At 61.5% G+C, this 18031-nt stretch carries 12 protein-coding genes and 3 pseudogenes; 11 read left to right on the top strand and 4 right to left on the bottom strand.

What is annotated here, in order from left to right:
• Window positions 1–89: 89 nt before the first annotated feature.
• Together AC1DO7_RS26780 and AC1DO7_RS26775 are read left to right on the top strand one after the other, a co-directional pair.
• Window positions 90–365: pseudogene (locus AC1DO7_RS26780) on the top strand (ATP-binding protein); the annotation flags it as partial.
• A gap of 270 nt (window positions 366–635) precedes the next feature.
• Window positions 636–770 (top strand): annotated as a pseudogene (locus AC1DO7_RS26775) (biotin/lipoyl-containing protein); the annotation flags it as partial.
• 96 nt (window positions 771–866) lie between these two features.
• Here the strand turns inward: AC1DO7_RS26775 and AC1DO7_RS26770 are convergent.
• Window positions 867–1061 carry a hypothetical protein gene (locus AC1DO7_RS26770; protein WP_441622627.1) on the bottom strand — a complete coding sequence of 65 codons (195 nt, stop codon included), beginning with the start codon at window positions 1059–1061 and terminating at the stop codon, window positions 867–869.
• A gap of 1322 nt (window positions 1062–2383) precedes the next feature.
• On the opposite strand from AC1DO7_RS26770, the gene AC1DO7_RS26765 reads away from it, so the two are divergent.
• The 5 genes from AC1DO7_RS26765 (at window position 2384) to AC1DO7_RS26745 (ending at window position 7272) form a co-directional block, all read left to right on the top strand.
• Window positions 2384–3328 carry a LysR family transcriptional regulator gene (locus AC1DO7_RS26765; protein WP_441622629.1) on the top strand — a complete coding sequence of 315 codons (945 nt, stop codon included), beginning with the start codon at window positions 2384–2386 and terminating at the stop codon, window positions 3326–3328.
• Between the two features lie 626 nt (window positions 3329–3954).
• Window positions 3955–4413 carry a (2Fe-2S)-binding protein gene (locus AC1DO7_RS26760; RefSeq protein WP_441622631.1) on the top strand — a complete coding sequence of 153 codons (459 nt, stop codon included), beginning with the start codon at window positions 3955–3957 and terminating at the stop codon, window positions 4411–4413.
• Window position 4414: 1 nt separating this feature from the next.
• Window positions 4415–6616 (top strand): xanthine dehydrogenase family protein molybdopterin-binding subunit, encoded by a 2202-nt coding sequence (locus AC1DO7_RS26755; protein WP_477116750.1) that lies wholly within the window; start codon window positions 4415–4417, stop codon window positions 6614–6616.
• A 32-nt stretch (window positions 6617–6648) separates the two neighbouring features.
• A complete protein-coding gene (locus AC1DO7_RS26750; protein ID WP_441622634.1) occupies window positions 6649–6963 on the top strand; it encodes a c-type cytochrome in 315 nt (104 codons plus the stop codon).
• Window positions 6964–7044: 81 nt separating this feature from the next.
• Window positions 7045–7272: an XdhC family protein gene (locus AC1DO7_RS26745; protein ID WP_477116753.1), complete on the top strand. Its 228-nt coding sequence runs from the start codon at window positions 7045–7047 to the stop codon at window positions 7270–7272.
• Window positions 7273–7612: 340 nt separating this feature from the next.
• Here AC1DO7_RS26745 and AC1DO7_RS26740 read toward each other — a convergent pair whose 3' ends face one another.
• The 3 genes from AC1DO7_RS26740 to AC1DO7_RS26730 are packed head-to-tail and all read right to left on the bottom strand — an operon-like array spanning window position 7613 to window position 11657.
• Complete coding sequence (locus tag AC1DO7_RS26740; protein ID WP_441622636.1) at window positions 7613–9298, bottom strand: electron transfer flavoprotein-ubiquinone oxidoreductase; 1686 nt, start codon at window positions 9296–9298, stop codon at window positions 7613–7615.
• The gene (locus AC1DO7_RS26735; RefSeq protein ID WP_441622638.1) at window positions 9298–10461 is read right to left on the bottom strand and encodes an acyl-CoA dehydrogenase family protein; all 1164 of its coding nucleotides are present in this window, start codon (window positions 10459–10461) and stop codon (window positions 9298–9300) included. Before AC1DO7_RS26735 ends, AC1DO7_RS26740 begins: the two co-directional genes overlap by 1 nt.
• Window positions 10462–10502: 41 nt before the next feature.
• A complete protein-coding gene (locus AC1DO7_RS26730; RefSeq protein ID WP_441622640.1) occupies window positions 10503–11657 on the bottom strand; it encodes an acyl-CoA dehydrogenase family protein in 1155 nt (384 codons plus the stop codon).
• A gap of 516 nt (window positions 11658–12173) precedes the next feature.
• Between AC1DO7_RS26730 and AC1DO7_RS26725 the strand changes: the two genes are divergently transcribed.
• The 4 genes and pseudogenes from AC1DO7_RS26725 to AC1DO7_RS26710 form a co-directional block, all read left to right on the top strand.
• Window positions 12174–12557, top strand: a complete 384-nt coding sequence (locus tag AC1DO7_RS26725) for a cupin domain-containing protein (RefSeq protein ID WP_441622642.1) — start codon at window positions 12174–12176, stop codon at window positions 12555–12557.
• A gap of 49 nt (window positions 12558–12606) precedes the next feature.
• Complete coding sequence (locus AC1DO7_RS26720) at window positions 12607–13791, top strand: NADH:flavin oxidoreductase/NADH oxidase (protein WP_441622644.1); 1185 nt, start codon at window positions 12607–12609, stop codon at window positions 13789–13791.
• A gap of 208 nt (window positions 13792–13999) precedes the next feature.
• Window positions 14000–14402 (top strand): annotated as a pseudogene (locus AC1DO7_RS26715) (transposase); the annotation flags it as partial.
• 264 nt (window positions 14403–14666) lie between these two features.
• On the top strand, window positions 14667–18031 hold a 3365-nt coding region (locus tag AC1DO7_RS26710), incomplete at its 3' end, for a pyruvate carboxylase (protein ID WP_477116749.1).

The raw sequence follows: 18031 nt of genomic DNA, 5'->3' as shown, positions 1-18031 counted from the left end.
TCAAACGGCAACTGTCACGGGGCGATTCCCATGGGATTGACTTGGAAGCCCGGCGTTGGCGACTGGGCGTTGGAGGCCGGCGATGCTGCGCTGGCGCCGTTTTCCTTCGTAGCGCTGATTCTCTGCCGGATGACATTGAGGAGGCCACGAAGCTGGCGGCGGGCATCGGCTATCCACTGATGCTTAAGGCTAGCTGGGGCGGAGGCGGCCGCGGCATGCGGGCGATTCGGCAGGAAGTGGAACTGGCCGACGCTATCACCGCGGCCCGGCGTGAAGCAAAGGCGGCCTTCGGCAACGACGAGGTGTACCTCGAGAAGTTCATCGTGAGAGCGAAGCATGTGGAGGTCCAGATTCTCGGCGACACCGAGCAAGTTGGGTATTCCTACTCACTTCCACACTCACGATACGAGCGGCGTGGCTGCACCGTCGGTGCTGGCGGCCGTGGAGGTGGGGTGGATGCAGTCGACAGCTCCACGGACTCCATGAGCGGGCTGACGTCCCAGCCAAGCCTGGGTGCCAAGCTTGTCGCGGGGGCAAGGATGGCCACCGCGGGCAATCCAATGCTTGTTGGCACGCCGATGCAAGGCGCCGTGATAACTGTCAGCGTCAGGGTCGGGTAGGTTGTCGCCAAGGGTGAAACCGTAGGGGCAATTGAGGCGATGAAGATGGAGACAAGCGTCGTGACCGAAGTCGGTGGGACGGTGAAGGAGATTCTCGTGCAACCAGGCGCTCAGGTTCGCGCTGGCCAGCTGCMGATTGAGTTGCAGTAGGACGTTCCAGTTTGAAAAGGGCTGCGGCACGCTGATGCTGCTGCCTAAAATTCTTCTGGCATTACTTCGGGTCCTCCATAAGCCATCGACATACAACTACAGCCCGTCCTCCCGCAGGCGGGAGACTGTCTGCAATGAAACGCCAAACCAGTCGTAGAAGGACGACTCAAGGTCGTGTGGACCCGCCCAGCCGATGCGGTCTTTCAGTTCGGCGATAGATAAGTTGAATTGCATCGACTCGAACAGCGCACGCATCAAGCGCTGCGTCCTGCATATCTGGGTGAAAGCCATGCCTCTGGTGAAAAGGGCGCTTCGAATGCGCTGGGGAGTTGTATTGAGGGCCTGCGCAACCACTTCGGCTGTCCAATTCCGCGTCGGGTCGTGGAATACAGTTCCAGATATCATGTCCCGTAACCATGGCGCCCCAGGCGAGTCCCCTAGCATTCCTTGAGTGATAAGGAGGCCGACTTCACTGTGCGCCTTGCCGCTGAGTTCCAGGCTGCAATTGGTCGCAGAGAACGCGTTGCCTGCAAGGTGCAGGTCAATGGATTCGAAGGCCGGGACTTCGATGGCATGGCCGGTCTTTAGGGGGCGCTCAAAGCCGCGTCTCGTTAGGCTGTGGTCACCGTGAGCCGGTGAAATCCTTAGAGGGAAGGCTGGCACGAGTCTACGGAGGGACACCCGGGAACGGCAACGAATTTGGATACGCATGGAAACCTCTAAATCCTGTTCTGTTTCCAAATCTTCGTCACAATCCCAAATGGCGTAAATTTGATTCTTCTGAACGCACCGTTCGGATAACTGCCGAAACCCAGCATTCTGTGTGAGCGAACGGCTATTCCGAACTTTCCCAGATGGAAGTGGCCTACCCCCGTACAGAGTGGGGACCTTGGAAACAGACTAGGGGACGCTCATGGACACCGTCACGCTGAAAGGAGTGGGTTGGTAAGTCAACCGAGTCCCAAGACGAAATAATTGCGTTCCCCGTCAAGGCGCTCTCCGCGACCCGCGACCGTGAGGAGCGAGTACAGGTTCCCGGCGATCCACTGGCCCCTCGTTGGTACCGGCTGTACATTCTGCCGCCGGTGCCGCTTCAGCGCTGCATGTGGGCCGGTGGACGATTGCGGTCCCTCCGCGTAGTGAGGTTGTATCGAAGAAGTCCACCATACTGGACGTGGGCGCCGAAACGGGAGGGACGGGGTCACTGGCTTTCGTTGCCGTGGAGAGTACTGCGCGCCCCAAGGCCTTCGGTTAGCCGAAGCGCAAGACATCGGGAAGAGGCCTCTCAAATGCGTCACCGGCGCCGCTCGTTGCGAGCGCGATCGAGGAATGGCCTCGCAAAATGGGGCCCGACCCGGTGCTTCTGCTCCGATTCTCTACCTTGACCTTCAACGGACACAGGATTCACTACGAGCGCCCGCGTGGAACCGCCTTTTTGGATCTCAGCCCGCGTCGATAAGTGTCATAATTCTGCCTCCGTGGTTGCGCACCAGAGCATAGTGGCATGGCCGGAAAAGCGACTGTCGGAGCGGTCGCCCTGAGAAACTGTTCATCCGCAAATATGCCGGCCGGTCGCCCGAGGCTTGGCCGCTGGCTACCAATATGGGCTCTCCATGGACCGTCTGCAAGCAATGCAAGTGTTTCGACGCATCGTTGAAACGAATAGCTTCACTAAAGCTGCCGAGACGTTGGGGCTGCCTGCATCGACAGTAACCAGTATCGTAAAGAATCTCGAGGCTCACCTGGGTGTCCGACTGCTTCAGCGCACCACGCGAAGGCTGAGCGTGACCTCCGATGGCGCCACATACTACGAGCATTGCAGACGGATCATTGACGCTATCGACAGCGCCGAGGCCGGCTTCCCCGGCGTAGCTGGCAAGCCAGCCGGCAAACTCAAGGTCGACGCCCCCACGTCGTTGGCCAGGGCGGTCTTGATCCCGGCACTGCGGGACTTTCGGCGGCGTTACCCCGATATCGAACTGACGCTTGCGCTGGGAGACCGCCCTGTCGATATCGTTCACGAAGGAGTCGATTGCGCGATTCGAACCGGTGTCCTGGCGGACTCGTCCACCCTGGTTGGGAGGCGGCTCGGCAGCTTTGAATGGATTGTTGCTGCATCGCCCACCTATCTCGACGCTTTCGGCGAACCCATGGACCTTAGTTCGTTGCGTGACCATGAGGTTGTCGGCTATACGCTCAGCCAGACCGGCCGCCCCATGGAGTGGGATTTTGTCGTGGATGGAGAGCCCCAGCATTTCCAGCCCACGGGCCACTTATTTGTGAACGACACCGAAAGCTATATTGCCTGCGGCGTCGAAGGGCTTGGCATCGTTCGTGCGGGGAATTTCCTGATGCTGCCACATATCGAGGCAGGACGCCTTCGTCGGGTGCTGGCTGGGTATGCATCGCCCCGGGTGCCCGTTTCGATGCTGTATGCCCGCAACCGGCACCTAGCGCCTACAGTGAGGGTCTTCTTCGATTGGGCATTGGCCTTGTTCACCGCGTCGCCCCTTTTCAATCCCCAAGCTCGAGGCTTGACTCGTAGCGAGAAAGGCTGAGGCCGGGGTTGCATTAGACCAATGTGTCACTTGGCGAGACGCATCACCGCTCGCTATTCGGCTTCAAGGATTGCGTCGGAATCAATGGTGGTTTTCGGGTCACTAGATCGCCCGCAAGCATCCATTCTTACTTGGCCGCGAACGCGAGGCTACGTCGGTCTTCCAAGGGATTCGTCTGCTCTTTCCGGACCACAAGTATGCTCCACGACTGCGTTGTGAATCCCTTGCTCCTCGTAGAATGCCACAGCTCCCTTTGCTGAAAGTATGGGTGCAGCTCCCGCTGATTTAGGACTGACGTAACGCCTACTACCCCTCGACGGGAACTACGTTGACAGGCAATCGATGATTGCCTGTACGAAGACCCCGCAAGCCTGGCTACACAACCGGCGGGTGCCACATAGGCATATTTTCTCCGGCAATTCTCGAAGGTGAAAGTAGGTTGCCGAGCTGGCCAGGACCGGGACCCGCAGCGGTATCGAACGTCCCGTAGTCGCCGCCATTGGCGCCATGTCATCCACTCGTCGATTCTTCGCCTACCCGGAATTCTGATCGCAGCTAGAGCTACTTTATCTTACCGTGCGTCGGCCCCCAAAATTCGTTCAATTTTCCCCGGCCCAGGAGCGACCATGACTCACTTCACTTTGAACGGCAAGCCAATAGACATGGACGGCGACCCAGAGATGCCTCTGCTCTGGGCGCTGCGCGAATCCCTGGACCTGACAGGTACAAAGTTCGGTTGCGGTATGGCGTTGTGCGGCGCTTGTACCGTGCTCGTGGATGGCTCGCCCGCCCGTTCGTGTCAGACCCCAATCGCCAATATTGCCGGCCGCGCCGTCACTACGATCGAGGGAGCAAGTGGCAAGGTCGCCGTGGCTGTTCAGCAGACGTGGATCCGCTTGGACGTGCCGCAGTGCGGCTACTGCCAGTCCGGCCAGGTGCTGGCCGCAACGGCGCTGCTGACGGTGAACAAGCGCCCGACGGACGACGACATCGACGCGGCGCTGAGCGGCAACCTGTGCCGTTGCGCCACATACCAACGTATCCGCGCGGCGGTGCACGAGGCCGCGAAGGCACTGGAGGCCTAGTATGCATATTCCTAAGATCTTTTCCGAACACAAGCCGCAGAACGCATCGCGCCGCCGCTTCCTTATCGGCGCCGTGGCGGTCGGGGGCGGGCTGGTCGTCGGCTTTCATAACGTGCCCGCGATTGGCTCATCGGGATCCGATGCGGCCAAGGTGGCCGGAGAAGCGATGAGCAACCCGTTCGCGGGTTACGTGAAGATCGACGCCGACAACAAGGTGACCGTGATCGCATCGCAGTTCGAAAGCGGTCAGGGAATTTGGCACGGAATCGCCACATTGGTGCAGGAAGAGCTCGATGCCGACTGGGCCGATATCGACGTTGTCGGTGGCTTCGGCAACCCGGCGCTGTACAGCAACAAAGTGCTCGGCATGCAAGCCACAGGCGGGTCGACCGGCACATCCATTTCGTTCGATCGCTACCGCCAGGCTGGCGCCGCCGCCAGGGCGATGCTCGTCGCTGCGGCAGCGCAAGCGTGGCACGTGCCGGCCGCCGAGATCCGCGCAGCTAAGGGCGTGCTGACGCATACCTCGGGGAAGCACGCAACCTACGGCAGCCTGGCCGCTGCCGCGGCGAAGCTGCCACCGCCGGCGACGGTTGCGCTGAAGGCACGAAAAGATTGGGTCTATATAGGGAACGAGACCCTACCACGCTTCGACACGCCGCCCAAGGTCAACGGCAAGCTGAAGTTCGTCATCGACGTGAAGGCTACAGGTATGTTGACCGCGGTGATGATCCATCCGCCGCTGTTTGGCGCGCGCCTTATCGGTGTCGATGCGAGCGCGGCACGCCGATTGGAGGGCTTCGTCGACGCCATCGAGACACCGCGAGGCGTCGCCGTAGTGGCCGATCATATGTGGACGGCACTCAAGGCGCGCGACTTGGTCAAGGCAGAATGGGACGATAGCAAAGCGGAGAAACGCGGCTCCGAGGAGATCATTGCCCAGTACCGCCTGCTGGCCGCCCGGGGGGGAGATGCCGTTGCGATAGAAAAGGGCGACGTGAATCTAGCATTCCGTGAGGCGGCGAAGGTCATCGAGGGGACCTATGAATTTCCTTTCCTGGCGCACGCTCCGCTCGAACCATTGAATGCCGCTGTTCGCATGAATGCAGACGGCACGCTCGAGGTCYGGGGCGGGCACCAGTATCAGGATACCTATCAGGCGCTGGTTGCTGAACTCGCTGGCGTCCCGCCGGAGAAGGTGATCCTGCACGTTATGCGAACGGGAGGCAGTTTCGGCCGCCGCGCTGTATTCAATGCCGACGTGATCTTCGAGGCGGTGAGCGTGGCAAAGGCGATGGGCTTCAAGGCGCCAGTCAAGGTGCAGTGGACACGCGAGAACGACATGCGCGCGGGCCAGTACCGGCCGATTTACCTGCACAAGTTCAAGGCCGGCATTGACGCGCAAGGCAAGCTGATTGCTTGGCGGGACACGATTATCGGGCAATCGCTATGCGTGGGCACTCCGTTCGATGTATGGATCAAAAACGGCGTCGATCCCACAACCGTCGAGGGTTCGGCGACGATGCCGTACGCGGTGCCGAATCGCCGCGTCGACGTAAGCGCTCCGCAGTTGGGCGTGCCGGTGACCTTTTGGCGCTCCGTCGGTATGAATCATGCTGGCTACGCTGTGGAATGCTTCTTCGACGAGGTGGCCGCAGCCGCCGGCAAGGACCCGCTGCAGTATCGGCTCGACCTGCTCGGCGAGCATCCACGCCAAGCCGCGGTGCTCAAGCTGGCTGCCGAAAAGGCAGATTGGGGCAAGACCTTGCCCGCTGGGCGCGCGCTTGGGCTGTCGATCACCGAAACATTCGGCACCGTCGTCGCGCAGGTCGCTGAGGTCTCGAACGACAACGGCAACCTCAAGGTCCATCGTATCGTTTGCGCAATTGACTGCGGCATTGTTGTAAGCCCGGACCAGGTCCGAGCGCAGATGGAGGGCGGTATCGGTTTTGGCCTCGGTGCGGCGCTCAAGTCGGAGATCACCCTTGACAAAGGCACCGTAGTGCAGGGCAACTATGGTGATTACGATGTTCTGCGCCTGCACGAGATGCCTTGTATCGAGGTGCACATCGTCAAGTCCGATGCCCCGCCGACTGGCGCAGGAGAACCAGGCGTGCCCGGTGCCGGTCCCGCTGTCGCTAACGCACTGTTCGCGTTAAGCCGCAAAGCGCACCGTGTGCTTCCCCTCCTGCGACACACTTGAGCAACCATTCCCTAGATCATTCAGGAGGCATCATGAGCACGATACCCAAGTTGGTCACCGCGATCACGTTACTTGTCGCGCTTCCTAGCGCGCAATCGCAGGACTCCGCGGCGTTGGCGCAGAAAAGTAACTGCATGGCGTGCCACGCAGCAGACAAGAGACTTGTTGGCCCGTCCTTCGCGGAAATTGCCGCGCGCTATAAGGACAAGCCGGATGGCCTGGCCGCCGTTGCGACAAGCAATCGCCAGGGCAGTAAAGGAACCTGGGGCGGCATGCCGATGCCCGCCAATCCAGGCGTCAGTGGCGAACAAGCTGCCGAGTTGGCGAAATGGGTGCTCGCGCGATAGCTCACGAGCGAGCGGTAGACGCAACGCCGGATGGCGCGCGCTCTCTGAAGGTGTCAAGTCACGGAACCCGTTGATCTCGACATCCTGCGTGCCTGCCGGCGGCGGCTGCGCGAACGACAGAAGCTGGTGCTGGTCACAGTTGTCTGTACCTGGGGCTCATCGCCCCAGCCACCGGGAGCAATGGCAATCCGGGAAGACGGCATGGTCGCAGGCTCCGTATCCGGAGGATGCATTGAGGACGACCTGATCGACCAAGTGCACCATYTCGGCGTAGAGACACTAACTGATGCTGGATCCCGACCCGCTTGACCAGATCGTCGAGCGCCTGGGTCAGAGGATTACAACGCGGCGCACAGTAGAGCTGACCACGGGTCGTGCCACGTACTTCGACGGTGCGCCTCAAGAGGGGATCGAATGTGACGGAGGCCCTGACCACCGTGCTTGGCCCTGCCTGCCGCTTGATCGTGATCGGGGCAGCCCAGCTTTCGCGATACCTCTGTCAGGGTGCAGTCAGCTTGGGATTCGATATGACGGTTTGCGATCCTCGCGAGGAGTACTTTGCGGGCTGGAACGTGCCAGGCGCTCGCCTGCTACGAGGCATGCCGGACTACGAAAAAACGACAGCCTTGCGGTGGGCCTAGCCGGACCATCACATGTTTGAATAGTTCGGTCCGCCGCCACCCTCAGGCGTTCTCCAAACAATGTTTTGCGATGGATCCTTGATGTCGCAGCTCTTGCAATGCAAGCAGTTCTGCGCGCTGACGACCAGTCTGTGCGTCGCGCCCACCGAACCTGTTCCGCCCGATTGCGCGAATTCGTAAACCGCAGCCGGGCAATAGCGTGATTCCGGACCTGCGTAATGGCGAAGATTCAACGCGACCGGCGTCATGCTACTCTGCAACACCAGATGTTCCGGCTGATCCTCAGCATGATTGGTGTTTGAGAGGAGGACGGACGAAAACCGATCGAACGTCAGTTTGCCATCCGGCCGGGGATAGACAATCGGCCGATGATGCTTGGCCAGGTCGAGCGTCTCGTGATCGGCATGTCGGTGCCTAAGCGTCCAAGGTACTCGACCGCCCATGAGTTTCTGCTCAATGCCCGTCATCAGTGCTCCTAGGTAGAGCCCCTTGCTCATCCATTGTCTGAAGTTGCGGGCGCGATGCAACTCTTCATAGAACCACGACGCGCGGAATGCTGCGGGATAGGCGCTGAGCGTATCGGAGGAATAACCGGCCGAAACGGCGTCGAATGCTGCGTCTGCCGCCAGCATTCCTGTCTTGATCGCGGCATGGCTGCCCTTGACGAGTGCGGGGTTGAGAAATCCGGCGTCGTCGCCAGCCAAGGCGCCGCCGGGAAATACGAGCGTCGGCAATGCGGTCAGGCCACCTGCGGCGATCGCACGCGCTCCGTAAGCCACACGCGTCCCGCCTTCGAACAACGTTCGGATAGCGGAATGTGTTTTGTATCGCTGGAACTCCTCGAAAGGCGAAAGCCACGGATTTGCATACCCCAGCCCCACAATGAATCCGACCGCAACCTGGTTGCCCTCTGCATGGTAGAGGAACGATCCGCCATAGGTGTCCCGCTCGAGCGGCCATCCGGCCGTGTGCATGACGAGTCCTGGCCGGTGCTTCGCTGGATCGATGTTCCAGAGTTCCTTGATGCCGATCCCATGAACCTGTGGGCTGGCGTTGTCCCGAAGCCCGAACTTAGAAGTCAGTTCGAGGCCCAAGTGGCCGCGCGCGCCTTCGCAGAACAGCGTATATCTCGCATGAATCGTCACGCCGCGCTGGAAATTTTCGCGGGCCTTGCCATCACGGCCGACTCCCAGGTCTCGGGTGGCAACGCCCTTGACCGAGCCATCATCGTGATAAAGGATCTCGGCCGCCGGAAACCCAGCGAAGATCTCGACACCGAGCGCCTCGGCCTGTTTTCCCAGCCAGCGAACAACGTTGCCGAGGCTGACGACATAGTTGCCCTCGTTGCGCAATATGCGGGGCAGCAGCCAGTCTGGCACGCTCACCGACGTCCTTTTAGTGAGGAACAGGAACCGATCTTCGCTGACTGGCACGTTGAGCGGTGCACCCATCGACTTCCACTCAGGCAGCAGTTCGTTCAGCGCACGCGGGTCCATGACCGCTCCGGAGATGATATGGGCGCCGATCTCCGAGCCTTTCTCCAGTACGCACACGGCGATGTCGGTACCTGCTTCCCGGGCGCGCTGTTTGAGCCTTATAGCGGCTGACAGGCCCGCCGGACCGCCGCCGACCACGACGACATCATATTCCATCGTCTCGCGAGCCGCGCCTGCTGTCTCTGCTTGTGTTGCCATCAGAAGGAGCGTGGCAGGCCGAGTATATGCTCCGCAACGTAGGAAAGGATCAGATTGGTCGAGATCGGTGCGACCTGGTACAGGCGCGTCTCGCGGAACTTGCGCTCGACGTCGTATTCACAGGCGAAACCGAAGCCGCCGAACGTCTGCAGGCAAACGTTGGCCGCCTCCCAAGAGGCTTTCGCGGCCAGGTACTTGGCCATGTTCGCCTCCGCTCCGCAAGCGGAGTGTGCATCGAACAATTCACAGGCGCGAAAGCGCATCAAGTTAGCGGCGCTGACTTCGATGTAGTTCTCGGCGATCGGGAATTGCACACCCTGATTCTGTCCGATTGGCCGGTCGAAGACGATGCGCTCTCCGGCGTACTTCGCTGCGCGATTCAGGAACCACCAACCGTCGCCAATGCACTCGGCCGCGATCAGCGTGCGTTCGGCGTTGAGGCCGTCGAGAATGTAGCGAAATCCCTTACCTTCCTCGCCGATCAGGTTCTCCGCCGGAATTTCCAGGTTGTCGAAGAACAGCTCGTTTGTTTCGTGGTTAACCATGTTGGTAATCGGACGTACGGTCAGTCCGCTGCCGATCGCGTCGCGCAAGTCCACCAGGAAGATCGAGAGGCCTTCGGATTTACGCTTGACCTGATCCGCCGGCGTCGTGCGGGCGAGTAGGATCATGAGTTCGGAGTGCTGCACGCGCGAGATCCAGACCTTCTGTCCGTTGATCACGTAGCGATCGCCCTTCTTGATGGCAACGGTCTTGATCTTCGTGGTGTCGGTGCCTGTCGTCGGCTCGGTCACGCCCATTGATTGCAGCCGCAGTTCGCCCGACGCAATACGTGGCAAGTACTTCCGCTTCTGCGCTTCGGACCCATGGCGCAGGAGAGTGTTCATGTTGTACATCTGACCATGGCAGGACCCGGAATTGCCGCCATTGCTATTGATCTCTTCCATAATCACGGATGCTTCGGTCAGGCCGAGACCGGAGCCACCATACTCCTGGGGAATCAGTGCGGACAGCCAACCGGCCTTGGTCAGCGCCTCGACGAACGTCTCCGGATAGCCGCGCTGCTCGTCGATTTTGCGCCAATACTCGTCGGGATAGTCGGCGCACAGGCTTCGAAGGGCGTCACGGATTTCCTGGTACTTGTCTTCGGTAGGGAATTTCATCGTCGTCAATGCATGGTGGAGAGGTTGGGCGAGTCGAGGAATCAATGTGCGGCGTCGCGAATCATGTTGCGGGCGATCACGAGTTGCTGGATCTGTGTCGTTCCCTCATAGATGCGGAAGAGCCGGACGTCGCGATAGAAGCGCTCGATGCCGTAGTCGCTGACATAGCCGGCGCCGCCGTGGATTTGCACGCATCGGTCGGCCACGCGTCCACACATTTCGGAGGCGAACAGCTTGGCGCATGACGCCTCGGTGCTCACGTTCTCACCGCTGTCCCGGCGGCGGGCGGCATCGATCACCATGCAGCGGGCGGCGTAGAGTTCGGCGCGGCTGTCGGCAAGCATGGCCTGAATCAACTGGAAATCGGAGATCGCTCGGCCGAACTGCTTGCGCTCCATGGCGTATCGCAAGGTGTCGTCGAGCATGCGCTGTGCGACTGCCACGCAGATCGCGGCGATATGAATGCGGCCCTTGTCGAGAACCTTCATGGCCGTCTTGAAGCCCTTGCCCTCGATGCCACCGATGAGGTTGGCAGCCGGCACGCGGCAGTTCTCGAAGATGACGTCGCACGTATGCGCGCCCTTCTGCCCCATCTTTTTGTCGCGCTTGCCGAAACTGATGCCGGGTGTGCCCGCGTCCACGATGAACGCCGAGATGCCGGCCGCACCCCGTTCTTCCGGATTGGTGCGCGCCATCAGCGTAAAGATACCGGCATGCGGCGCATTGGTAATGAAGCGCTTCGTCCCATTTACCACGTACATGTCGCCTTCCCTGCGCGCCATCGTGCGCAGCGATGCCGCGTCGGAGCCGGATTCGGGTTCAGTCAGGGCAAACGATGCGATGATCTCGCCCGTAGCCAGCCGAGGCAGGTAGCGCGCCTTCTGTTCGTCGGTGCCATCAAACAGGATACCTTGGGAGCCGATGCCGACCGTGGTGCCGAGCAGTGATCGAAAGGCCGGCGAGGCATAGCCCAACTCGAACATTGACAGCACTTCTTCTTCCATCGTCAACTCGAGGCCGCCATAGGCTTCCGGGATGGTTAGCCCGAACAGCCCCATTGCCTTCAGATCCGCAACAATGTCGTCGGGAATTTCGTCAGCTTCCGCGACACGTTCCTCATTCGGGATGAGGCGCTCGCGGACAAAGCGCGCGATGTTGTCGCGCAGGACGTTCATCGTTTCGATATCACGGATCATAGTCGTCAACTCAGTAAATCAAGTAATCATGCTGCGTTGTGGATTTCCAAGCGTCAACAAGTCGGCGCGCTTTGTTCCGTACTTCGACAGACGCGTATCCCGGCGCTCGATGGTGCACTGGCACATGAGGGCCGACGCTTTCCCCGCGCAAAAAGGGGCCGCCTCCCACGTGCGGTGTGGCCCAACCCGTTGCTGGTGGACACCTTGGCGATACTGGATGCGTCTGGCCAATTACGCGCACGTCGTCAACACCATCTGACTAAGCGATAGAGCCTCTGTGCGCCGCATTTCAAATAGTTACCACCATTGATTTCGAGGTACRGAACGTGCTGTGGTGGTGCGTTGACTTGTCCGTGCCCGCGTATCAGGATGGAATGCAGAAGTGCGTAGCTGCGGAAGCGTTCGCCGTTACGGATGCGACTACACCCCCCCTCGCCGGCGGTATCGCCAGTAACGGTTCCGTTGCACGCGCCGGATTCCAATCCATATCACTCGGGACGATGAGGAGTTACACCCATGAAGATGCCGCGTGCGCATATCGAGATGATGGCGCTTTCGCAAGATGAAGGCTGGTGTGTGTTGGATGGATTTCCGGCTGGGCTCGAGGTGAGAGTGCTGGCCGACGACCTGGACGAGGCCGCCCAATGCGGCGCCCGGACACGGCTTGTCCGGTTCGCTCCTGGTGCCGTCACGCAGGGCACGCTGGTGCACGGGTATTGGGAAGAGGTGTTCTTGATATCGGGAGACCTCCAAGCGCTCGACGAGTCCCCGCGGCTCTCATCGAACGCGGTCCCGCCGTTACATACATACTCGTGCCGGCCTCCCGGTACCCCGCACGGCCCTTTCGTTTCGCGGCGCGGCTGCATCCTGTTCGAAGTGCAGTATTTCCTGCCGCGCTGATGTTCCCATCCCATTCTTTCTAACTAGATCCTCAACAAGGAACCTTGAAATGTCCGGACTATTCGACTCATTGACGCTGCGCGGCGTGACGCTGCGCAACCGGATCGGGGTGTCCCCGATGTGCCAATACAGTGCAGTGGACGGGTATGTCAACGCCTGGCACCTGGTTCACCTGGGCTCCCGCGCCGTGGGTGGCGCCGGGCTCGTGATGACCGAAGGTACCGCGATCGTGCCCGAGGGGCGTATCACGCCATCCGATCTCGGCCTCTGGAAGGACGATCACATTGCTGGCCATCGAGATCTCGTCCGATTCATCGAAGCCCAGGGAGCCGTGGCCGGCGTGCAACTCGCGCACGCCGGGCGGAAGGCGTCGCGCGTGCCGCCTTGGGAATCCGACCCGGGACAGACGCAAGGTAGGCCGTTGACGATCGAAGAAGGTGGATGGGAGCCGGACGGCGCCAGCCCGCTCGCCTTTGATCACGGATACACCGTACCGCATGAACTGACGATCCAGGAGATTGAGCATGTGGTCGATGAGTTTGCCCTTTCGGCGCAACGCGCCGGGGAAGCGGGATACCGGTGGATCGAAGTGCATGCCGCGCATGGTTACCTCCTGCATTCCTTCAATTCAGTGCTATCGAACCATCGGACGGATGCCTACGGCGGTTCGCTCGAAAATCGCTGTCGAATCACTCTCGAGGTGGCTCGCGCGATACGCCGGGTCTGGCCGGCCGACCGGGTGCTAGCCTTCCGGCTGTCATACACCGACTGGGTAGAAGGCGGGTGGAGTGTCGAAGAGACGATTGAGCTTGCTCGCTGGCTCAAGGATGAGGGTGTGGACCTGGTTGACGTTAGCTCGGGCGGAGCCGTGCCCCATCCGACGATTCCGGTCGGACCGGGCTACCAAGTACCCGGCGCTGCGGCGATTCGCGAAGGAGCAACGATGCCGGTCGCCGCAGTCGGCTGGATCGACAAGGCCGAGCAGGCCGAGGCGATCCTGCGGGAGAAAAAGGCGGACATCGTTATGATGGCGCGCGAAATGCTGCGGGACCCCTATTGGCCACTTCGCGCCGCACTGCAACTGGACCGCACCGAGGAAGCTCGCATGCCCGTCCAATACAATTCCGCCTGGGCACATCTTGGCGCCTTCAGCTTCGATCCCATTACGGCACCGAGAATCACGAAATCGGGGATCGAAAAAGTGGACGGCGCTCGCCGCAATGCCCTCGCATAACCATGATCATGGGCAAGCGCCCGCATGCCCATCTGGGTAGTCCGCCTGCGGGGGGCCACCCAGACGGAGCGCATCGACATTGCCACATTACTGAGGCGGTCGTAGAGCGAAGTAATTTCGTCACTCCGGAATCCGGTTGGATCCCGCCTTTTATATAGAAGTCTGGCCGGTTAATTGACAATATTGCTCGAACTAATCGCGAATGACAGCCGATTGGCATGGAGAGTACAAGCGCAATGGCACATTGAGCCACTTTGCCGCGTTGAATACGGCCACCGGAGACGTGCTGCGCAAGACCGCGGCGCGTCACATCTGCGAGCAGTTCGTGGCGTTTCTGACCTATATTGTGGCCCTCAGCACGGTGGTCAGGAAATCCACGTGATCTGTGACAACGTGAGCAGCCACAAGACGTCGCACGTCCAGGACTCCTGCGGGCTCATCGATGCGTACACATGCACTTCACGCCCACCTATTCGTCCTGGCTGAGCAAGGTGGAGAATTGGCTATCCCGCATCCGGCGTGACGTAATTAGTCGCAGCATCGTTACTTCGGTGAATGACTTGGACCGGCCTGCGCTGCGCGCAAGAAGTAAAACCGTCGCCACAATTTAAAAACTGGATTCAGTATTTAAAAAATAAATGCACGCGGCAGATATGCATTCTTGTGTTAAGAAAAAAGCAATAGGATGCAGTTTTATGCGTGTTGGCCAGTTCCTGTGGATGGAAGGGCTTGTTCTCAGGCTGTGCTCCTATTTCTGGTGCCGTATTTATTGCATAGTGTTGACTCCAGTCGTGTGGATGACTTGACATGAAGCGCTTCTCTCTGACATTTCGTTGTCATGCGTAGTGCACGGCAACATAGTTTCCTGATGCCCCATGGACTACACCCCGATCAAATCCCTGCTGATTGCCAACCGTTCCGAGATCTCCATCCGCGTGATGCGCGCGGCTGCCGAGATGAATATCCGGACCGTGGCGATCTATTCGAAGGAAGACCGCCTCGCGCTCCATCGCTTCAAGGCCGATGAGAGCTACCTGGTCGGCGAAGGCAAGAAGCCGCTGGCGGCCTACCTCGACATTGACGACATCCTGCGCATTGCCCGGCACGCGAAGGTGGATGCCATCCATCCGGGCTATGGCTTCCTGTCGGAGAACCCGGAGTTCGCGCAGGCGGTGATCGACGCCGGCATCCGCTGGATCGGGCCGTCGCCCGACGTCATGCGCAAGCTCGGCAACAAGGTGGCGGCGCGCAACGCGGCCATCGCGGCRGGCGTGCCGGTGATGCCGGCCACCGACCCGCTGCCGCACGACCTGGATGCCTGCAAGCGGCTGGCCGCGGGCGTTGGCTACCCGCTGATGCTCAAGGCGAGCTGGGGCGGGGGCGGGCGTGGCATGCGCATCCTGGAAAGCGAGCAGGACCTGGAAGGCTCGCTGGCCGCGGCCCGGCGCGAGGCGCTGGCCGCGTTCGGCAACGACGAGGTCTATGTCGAGAAACTGGTGCGCAACGCGCGCCACGTTGAAGTGCAGGCGCTGGGCGACACCCACGGCAACCTGGTGCACCTGTTCGAACGCGACTGCACGGTGCAGCGGCGCAACCAGAAGGTCGTGGAGCGCGCCCCCGCGCCGTACCTCGACGACGCYGGCMGGGCCGCGCTGTGCGAGGCGGCGATGCGGCTGATGCGCGCGGTCAACTACACGCACGCGGGCACGGTCGAGTTCCTGATGGATGCCGACTCCGGCCAGTTCTACTTYATCGAAGTCAATCCGCGCATCCAGGTCGAGCACACGGTCACGGARATGGTCACCGGGGTCGATATCGTCAAGGCGCAGATCCGCATCACCGAGGGCGGCCATATCGGCGTGACCGAGAACACGCGCGAYGCCGASGGCAAGATCGTYGTGCGCGCCGCGGGCGTGCCGGAGCAGGCGGGGATTTCGCTGAACGGGCATGCGCTGCAATGCCGGATCACGACCGAGGATCCCGAGAACGGYTTCCTGCCGGACTACGGCCGGCTCTCCGCCTACCGCAGCGCGGCGGGCTTCGGCGTGCGGCTCGATGCCGGCACYGCCTATGGCGGCGCGGTGATCACGCCGTACTACGATTCGCTGCTGGTCAAGGTCACCACCTGGGCGCCGACCGCCCCCGAGGCGATCCGGCGCATGGACCGCGCGCTGCGCGAGTTCCGCATCCGCGGGGTCGCGTCCAAYCTGCAGTTTCTCGARAACGTCATCAACTAYCCCGSGTTCCGCTCGGGTGACGTCACCACGCGCTTTATCGACAAGACGCCGGAACTGYTGGCGTTCACCAAGCGCCAGGACCGCGCCACCAAGCTGCTGCGCTACCTGGGCGAGGTCAGCGTGAACGGGCATCCGGAGATGAGTGGCCGMACGCTGCCCTCGYTGCCGTTGCCCGGTCCGGTGATGCCTGCTGTCGATACCGGCGAGCCGCTGCCGTATGGCACGCGCGACCGCCTGCGCGAGCTCGGCGCGGAGAAGTTCTCGCGCTGGATGCTCGAGCAGAARCAGGTGCTGCTCACCGACACCACCATGCGCGACGCGCACCAGTCGCTGTTCGCCACGCGCATGCGCACGGCGGACATGCTGCCGATCGCGCCGTTCTATGCGCGCGAGCTGTCGCAGCTGTTCTCGCTGGAGTGCTGGGGCGGCGCCACCTTCGACGTGGCGTTGCGCTTCCTGAAGGAAGACCCGTGGCAGCGCCTCGAGCAGTTGCGCGAGCGCGTGCCCAACGTGCTGTTCCAGATGCTGCTGCGCGGCTCGAACGCCGTCGGCTACACCAAYTATGCGGACAACGTGGTGCGCTTCTTCGTGCGCCAGGCCGCCAGCGCGGGCGTGGACGTGTTCCGCGTGTTCGACTCGTTGAACTGGGTGCGCAATATGCGCGTGGCGATCGATGCCGTCGGCGARAGCGGCGCGCTGTGCGAAGGCGCGATCTGCTATACCGGCGACCTGTTCGACCCGAAGCGATCCAAGTACGACCTGAAGTACTACGTCGGCATCGCGCGCGAGCTGAAGCAGGCSGGCGTGCATGTGCTGGGCATCAAGGACATGGCCGGTATCTGCCGTCCGCAGGCGGCAGCGGCGCTGGTCAAGGCGCTCAAGGAAGAGACCGGGCTGCCCGTGCATTTCCATACGCACGACACCAGCGGCATCTCGGCCGCTTCCGCACTGGCTGCGATCGAGGCCGGCTGCGATGCGGTGGACGGCGCGCTCGAYGCSATGAGCGGCCTGACCTCGCARCCSAACCTGTCGAGCATCGCYGCGGCGCTGGCSGGYAGCGAGCGCGATCCSGGCCTGAGCCTGGAACGCCTGCACGAAGCGTCGATGTACTGGGAAGGGGTGCGGCGCTACTACGCACCGTTCGAATCGGAGATCCGCGCAGGCACCGCCGACGTGTACCGTCACGAGATGCCGGGCGGCCAGTACACCAACCTGCGCGAGCAGGCCCGCTCGCTCGGCATCGAGCATCGCTGGACCGAGGTGTCGCGCGCCTACGCCGACGTCAACCAGATGTTCGGCGACATCGTCAAGGTGACGCCGACGTCCAAGGTGGTGGGGGACATGGCMTTGATGATGGTGGCCAACGATATGAGCGCCGCCGATGTGTGCGATCCGGCCAAGGAGATCGCCTTCCCCGAGTCGGTGGTCTCGCTGTTCAAGGGGGAACTGGGCTTTCCGCCYGACGGCTTCCCCGCCGGGCTCTCGCGCAAGGTGCTGCGCGGCGAGCCGCCCGCGCCTTACCGGCCGGGSGACCAGATACCGGCAGTCGATCTCGACGCWGCGCGCGCCGCMGGCGAAGCGGCCTGCGAGCAGGCGCTCGACGACCGCCAGCTGGCTTCGTACCTGATGTATCCGAAGCARGCCGCGGACTACCACGCCCATGTGCGCAGCTACAGCGATACKTCGGTGGTGCCGACGCCGGCMTTYCTGTAYGGCCTGCAGCCGCAGGAAGAAGTSGGCATCGACATCGCCGCCGGCAAGACGCTGCTGGTCTCGCTGCAAGGCACGCACCCTGACGCCGAAGAGGGGGTCATCAAGGTCCAGTTCGAGCTCAACGGACAATCGCGCACAACGCTGGTCGAGCAGCGTAGTACCACGCAYGCGAGCGTGGTGCGCAGCAGCCGTCCGGTTGCCGAGCCCGGCAATCCGCTGCATATCGCCGCGCCCATGCCGGGCTCGATCGTGACGGTGGCGGTCCAGCCAGGACAGCGCGTGGCGGCGGG

The organism is Cupriavidus sp. 05N40, assembly GCF_056397305.1.
The sequence above is the reverse complement of the archived record's forward strand: the minus strand, read 5'-3'. Positions and strand labels throughout refer to the sequence as shown.

Excerpts from the sequence above, each read along its gene's own strand:
- AC1DO7_RS26770 (WP_441622627.1), bottom strand. The coding sequence starts at position 1,061 with ATGGCTTTCACCCAGATATGCAGGACGCAGCGCTTGATGCGTGCGCTG.
- AC1DO7_RS26735 (WP_441622638.1), bottom strand. The coding sequence starts at position 10,461 with ATGAAATTCCCTACCGAAGACAAGTACCAGGAAATCCGTGACGCCCTT.
- AC1DO7_RS26720 (WP_441622644.1), top strand. The coding sequence starts at position 12,607 with ATGTCCGGACTATTCGACTCATTGACGCTGCGCGGCGTGACGCTGCGC.
- AC1DO7_RS26750 (WP_441622634.1), top strand. The coding sequence starts at position 6,649 with ATGAGCACGATACCCAAGTTGGTCACCGCGATCACGTTACTTGTCGCG.
- AC1DO7_RS26760 (WP_441622631.1), top strand. The coding sequence starts at position 3,955 with ATGACTCACTTCACTTTGAACGGCAAGCCAATAGACATGGACGGCGAC.
- AC1DO7_RS26730 (WP_441622640.1), bottom strand. The coding sequence starts at position 11,657 with ATGATCCGTGATATCGAAACGATGAACGTCCTGCGCGACAACATCGCG.
- AC1DO7_RS26740 (WP_441622636.1), bottom strand. The coding sequence starts at position 9,298 with ATGGCAACACAAGCAGAGACAGCAGGCGCGGCTCGCGAGACGATGGAA.
- AC1DO7_RS26765 (WP_441622629.1), top strand. The coding sequence starts at position 2,384 with ATGGACCGTCTGCAAGCAATGCAAGTGTTTCGACGCATCGTTGAAACG.
- AC1DO7_RS26725 (WP_441622642.1), top strand. The coding sequence starts at position 12,174 with ATGAAGATGCCGCGTGCGCATATCGAGATGATGGCGCTTTCGCAAGAT.